This window comes from Sphingopyxis sp. SCN 67-31, from assembly GCF_001725095.1.
This window is the reverse complement of sequence record NZ_MEFH01000010.1, coordinates 1-5,625: the sequence shown is the minus strand read 5'-3', so window position 1 is coordinate 5,625 and position 5,625 is coordinate 1. Positions and strand designations below refer to the sequence as shown.

Annotated in this window: 5 protein-coding genes; 2 read left to right on the top strand and 3 right to left on the bottom strand. The window is 64.0% G+C overall.

Annotated features, from left to right (window positions below):
- From ABS88_RS00620 to ABS88_RS00610, 3 genes are all read right to left on the bottom strand, one after another.
- A partial coding sequence (locus ABS88_RS00620) for a hypothetical protein (RefSeq protein ID WP_286748665.1) occupies window positions 1-1,527 on the bottom strand: 1,527 nt, incomplete at its 3' end.
- 275 nt (window positions 1,528-1,802) lie between these two features.
- The gene (locus tag ABS88_RS00615) at window positions 1,803-2,909 is read right to left on the bottom strand and encodes a helix-turn-helix transcriptional regulator (RefSeq protein WP_286748664.1); all 1,107 of its coding nucleotides are present in this window, start codon (window positions 2,907-2,909) and stop codon (window positions 1,803-1,805) included.
- Between the two features lie 181 nt (window positions 2,910-3,090).
- On the bottom strand, window positions 3,091-4,419 hold the full coding sequence (locus ABS88_RS00610; RefSeq protein ID WP_286748666.1) for an alpha/beta fold hydrolase: 1,329 nt from the start codon (window positions 4,417-4,419) through the stop codon (window positions 3,091-3,093).
- Between the two features lie 31 nt (window positions 4,420-4,450).
- On the opposite strand from ABS88_RS00610, the gene ABS88_RS24955 reads away from it, so the two are divergent.
- A complete protein-coding gene (locus tag ABS88_RS24955; protein WP_353745026.1) occupies window positions 4,451-4,825 on the top strand; it encodes a hypothetical protein in 375 nt (124 codons plus the stop codon).
- 357 nt (window positions 4,826-5,182) lie between these two features.
- Window positions 5,183-5,314, top strand: coding sequence for a hypothetical protein (locus ABS88_RS00600; protein ID WP_286748663.1), 132 nt, complete (start codon window positions 5,183-5,185; stop codon window positions 5,312-5,314).
- The last annotated feature ends 311 nt before the right edge of the window (window positions 5,315-5,625 follow it).

Below are 5,625 nucleotides of genomic sequence, written 5' to 3'. Positions count from 1 at the left end.
GGTGCCGGTGATCGAACCACTGTTCGTCACACTGCCCGCGACATCGGCAAGGCCGAGCGCATTCTGGACGACGACGCCGGTAAAGCCGCCGCTGATGCTGCCGTCATTCTCGACCGAACCGCCAGCCATCAGGTTGACGCCGAACCGCCCCCCCGACACTTCGCCGTCGGCTTCGTTGGCAACCGTCGCCGAAAAGTCTTCGGCATCCCGATCGGGAAGCATCGCGATATAGACGCCGTCGACGGTGCCGCTGATCGACCCGCTGTTAGCGACCGATCCGCCGCCCTGGAACCTGACGCCCGTGCCGTTCTGCGCCGTGATATAGCCGCTGTTGACCACGCTGGCGTTGACGGCCGTATTGACGAAGACGTTCGGCGCGGTCTGCAGCGCCGCGGTCGTGATCGCGTTGGTGCCGCCGACGATCCCGGCGCTGTTGACGATGACCGCATTCGCCGAGGCTATGTTGATGCCGACCTGGCCCTGGCTCTGGATCAGCCCGGCATTGTCGACGGTGAGCGTGCTCGTATTGGCCGCGATCGCATTGCCGCTCGCCACAATCTGTGCGTCTTCGCCATTGTTGACGATCAGGTCGCCGGTCGATTGACCGGTGATACCGATCCCCTGCCCGATGATCGCACCTTCATTGTTGATGGTTACCGTCTCCAGCGAACCGGTTGCGACCACACCGATGAACCCCTGGACGAGTCCGTCGTTGGTCAGCGTCGCGCTCCGTCCCTGCTGGTCGGGCGTGGCAGTCATGACAACGCCGATGGGCGTCTGCGCTGCCGGCGTCGCCGGATTGAACTGTCCAAAGGCACGGATCGTGCCCTGGTTCTCGATCGTGCCGCCGCCTTGCAAGACGGCGCCGATAGCCTGGCCTTCGATCAGCCCGTCTTCGCTGTTGACGATCGATCCGACGCCTTCAACCCCCTCGGCGATCCGGTCGGGAAATTCGGCGATCGCGACGCCGATGCCGTTGATCCCGCTGCCCGGCGCGCCATTGGCGCCGCGGATGGTGCCATCGTTGGTGACGCTGCCGCCGCCGACGAGCGATACCCCCGCTCCGCCTTCCCCGCTGATCAGACCGCTGTTGACGACGACCGTGTCGGCGGCGAGCGCCGCCGGCGGCAGATTGTCGCCATTTTCATCCTCGCTGAAGAAATAGGACGTGGCGATCCCGTTTGCCGCGCCGCTGATCGTCCCGCTGTTGGTGATCGACGCCCCCGGCTGAGCGATGACGATGCCACCGGCTGGCCGGCTGTCCAGCCCCGCCGGCGAAAAGCCGTCCCCGCGGATCGTCCCGGCATTGTCGACGATGACCGTGCCATTATCCGCGTAAATACCGATGTCGTTACCAACGATTTCCTCGTCCTCGCCGACATTGATCTCGACCGTCCCGGGTTGGTCCACATGCACGCCGAAAGCGGGGGTCTGTTCCTGCGCATGGGCGGCAGCGCCCAGTTGCAGGATCGAAATTCCGGCGATCGCGCTGGTCGTCAGCAGACGCGATTTGGCAATGGTCGACATGATGTGAAAACCCCTTCAGTTTCAAGCCCGAGCGGCAGGGTTTCCGAAAGGCGCCTCGCGCCCCGGATGACCTTGTCCGCAATGTCCGTCACGATCCCCTGTCCTTGGGAGCAACCGGCCACTCGGGGTCGCATCGAGTGGCCGGTTACCGGTGCCCGTTCCCGCGGGGGCGGATTGCCTCGCAGCAATCGGCACCCGGCGAACGACCCCTTAGTCCCTGATTGGATGCCGTAATTTAGCCGGCACCCTGGCGTCACCCCCCGCGCGGGGGGTGCCTATGCAAAAATCGGTGCAAGCAAACGCATCAGTGCCGCCTCCCCGTCGACACCGCATTTCTGATAGATTTGCTTGATCTGTCCGCGCAGCGTTTCAGCCGTCACGCCGCGTTCGTCGCTGATCTGTGCGCGGGTCTTTCCTTCGAACAGGCGCAGCGCAATGTCGGCCTCTGCCGGGCTGAGCCGGTAGAGCGTCGAGAGGAAGGGCGTAACGCCCGCGCGGTCGCGTCGGGGCGGGTTGACGACCAAAATCGCGTGCGGTCGCTTGCCCAGCGACCAGTCGCGCTCGGGAAGGCGAAAGCCCTCGATCATCAGCGACGGCGCCGCATCTCCGGTCGCCAGCATCGTGCGGCCATGCCGCGCGCCCTCTTCGGCAATCAGCGCCTGGATCAAGGCACGGAGCGTATGGGGGGCGCCGCCGGCATCGATCGACAACCCGACCTGCCGGACCGTTCCCGCTTGCAGCAAGGCTTCCGCCGCCAGCGTATGCGCGAGCAAATTGCCCCGGGCATCGAGGATGAAGGCGGTCACCGAAATCGCGTCGAAAGCACCGGCAAGCAGTTGGGCCTGCTGGCCTTCGAGCTTTTCCTGCAAGCGCACCGCGCGGCGAGCTGCGGCGGCCGCTTGCGCAAATATACCGCGCTGATCGTCGGTGGTGCGGCGATCGCCGCGATTGCGGAGCGTCGCCAGCCCGACAATGCCGAAGTTGTCGATGACGAGATTGGTCTGGCAGCCGAAGGGAATGCCGATCTCTTCGCACCAGTCGACATAGTCGCGCGATTCGAGCGTCTCGACCGCGGCATCATAATGCGCTTCGTGCAGGATCGGATCATAATGGCCTTTGGCAACATGCTGGTTCGACACGGCGATGCGAAAATTCGTCGTCTCGCCGTACCAATCGTTGCTCTGCGCCTTCGCGATCATGTCGGGGCCGAAATTGGTAACGATATTGAAAGGCCGCTCTCGAGCGCCACCGACGCCGATCAACTGTCCGTGGCTGGATCCGGTATGGCTCGCCATGCGGTCGAGCGCCCCCAGCCAATTTGCGGGTTCCAGTGCTGCTTCAAGAAATATGTCGTCCCAATCCGGCGGGATACGCTGCCCCATGCCCTGCCCTCATCACCCCGAGTTGACCGCGCTGCGCGCAGCCCATGCTCAAAACCGACCCCTGCCTTATACGGATATCATTGCCCTGCGCGCCGACCGTCGAAGTCCGCCGTGCGGGACTTCCACCTAAAAGCGCGGCGGCGGCGGCGTCCATCCCGGAATGTATGGTTCTTTCAAAAAATCACGCCTCGGCAAGTGCTTCGGCGACGATTTCAGGGTGCGAATAGGCGAGCATCTGGCCGGCATCGGCGATCCGCCTGACCGGCGTGTCGGGCAGTCGCGGTTGCCAATAGGCGATCGCGGCGTCGGGTGCGTGCAAGATATAATGGGCGCCCTGCACGATGCGCCACTGCGCCTTTCCGGGCAGCGGTTCGACGTCGAAACCGGTCGCCCAGGCGCGTTGTTCCTCGACATAGCCCCGAATCCGGCCGCGCGCGAAATCGCGCGTCGCGCGCAGATAATCCGCCACGAACTGCGGATCGCCTTCGGCCAGCGCGAGATCGGGCGGGCTGTCGCGATAGGAGCGGATCATGCCGTCGCGCATGCGCGTTGCGGTGGCGAAGCGGGCGAGCGTGCGGATCATCAGTTCGATCACCGCCGGGTTCGCCGCAAAGCGCCGCTTGACGATGCCGAGCGGGCCGCGGTCGTGCGGCGTGTGATCGATCGCCGGGGTTGGATTGACGAGGACGGCGCGCGCCACCAGATCGGGGTGACGGTGCGCGAGGCAGACCGCCGCCTGACCGCTCCCCCGCGCGACAAGATCGATATGCGCGATGCCCAGCGCGGCGCAGACCGCCGCGACATCGTCCGACGCGGGGCGATAGAGCGACGACCAGTCGGCCGCCGGATCGGTACCCCCGAACCCCGGCCGGTCGATGGCCAATACGCGGAAGCCGCGCGCCGCCAGTACGCGCACCAGCCGCGTCGGCGGCGCGCGCGCGGTTATCGTGCTGTGCAGGATCAACACCGGCTTGCCTCCCGCCGGGCCATAATCGGAATAGGCAATCCTGCGCCCCCCATGGTCGATCGCAGCGGCGGGCAGCACATGGCCGTCGAGCATCGTTATCTCGGGCTCGGCATCGACCGAAGGATGCTCAAGCGCGGCGGAAACGATCCGGACGACCTCGGCCGCATTGCCGGTACCCAGGATCAGGTGGATATTCTTCATCTCGGTATCGATCACCGATTCCGAAAGGTGCAGCGATCCAGCGATTTCGGCGCGGCTCTTGCGGATCGCGACGGCACGGGCAATTGCAAACTGCCGATCACTGAGCCCGAACAGATCGTGCAACTGCGTGGCTCCGGCATGATGATCGCTGATCGCAAGAACCTGTCCAACGATTAGCGGGATCGTATCCAGCCCCAGCTTGACCTTGATCTCCGCGAGCATGTTGCGCGCCGAAACATAGGAAATGCCCGCTGAAACCGCTGCGTCGCGCAGCGCCCCGGTATCGACGAGATTCCACAATAGTTCGGCCTGACGCGGCGAAAGCGCGAATATTCGGGCCACGTTGGCGCGCGACGGATTGTCATGGGCGCCGATGCAGTCGGATGCCGGGTTCGAGATCAATCTAAGCGCCGCCCCTGAATCTTGTATCATCCCGACTGTCGCGATTTTCCTTTTGAAAACAAGATCAATTGAAGGGCGAGAGTCGATGACATCGCCAGGCGGTGCGAAGAACCCATCGCACCGCCTGTTCCTTGCGACCGGCGCAAGCCACTTACGGCAGCGGCGATTGACCGCTCTTGCCAGCTTAACCCATCCTCCGAGTCTGGCCTGCCGCCGTCCCGTGAAGGGCATCGAACCGAAGGCGCCCGCTTTGACCTGGCCGTTCAGATCGTCGCCTTCCAGCGTCGCCTGGCATTCGAGCATAATCGGGATCGGCACGGAAACCTTGGTTTTCCAGCTCAATTGATTCCCTTCGATCTTTCCGTCGTCGACGTCGATCTTGTCGACCGAACTCGTCATCGTGCCCGTGAAGGTCGCACCGTCGTCGCTCGGTTCAACGACCAGCACACCCCGCTGATCCCCCATCGGGCTCTTCGGAGGACCGCTTCACGCTCCATCGCAACGTTACGCTCGGCCGGTCGCGCGATGCGGGCTTCAAACAGTTTGAATCGTCGAAAGGGTCTTCGGGCAGGCCGATCTCGACCTTTCGGGAGGCTTCAGCCTGACGGCCGGCGCGCGCTATACTTGGGAAACGATCGGGCGGGCGTCTCGCGAAAAGCTCCCAAACGCAACTGCTTTTCGCCATTTGCAGGGACCGACTGCATTGACGAACAAGGAATGTGTACTTGGCGGCCTGCCGCTGACGGCGACGCTGGGGGTCTCGACGCTAGCCTATGGCGCGCCGCGGATGTTCGGTTTCCATATCGGCTACCGTTTCGGGAACGAAGCCAACTGAACTGAGGACAGGCGTCGGCCCACGCGTCGACACCTTTTGCACCGGCAATACCCCTGCATCGGGAGGGGGTACCCTCTCCCGACGAATTGTTTTCCGCGGTGCTGCGTAAACCGACAGCGGCCCCCGTCTTCGCGGGGGCTACGTTCTAAGGCAACGTCCGCTCCCCACCCAGATTTCATCTCTTCAGCCCAAAAGAAAAGGGCCGGAGTTTCCCCCCGGCCCTTTCCTTGAATGGCTTTGCCTGAAAATCAGGCGCCGGCGACGTCCGCGGTGTCGATCTTGACGCCCGGGCCCATCGACGACGACAGCGC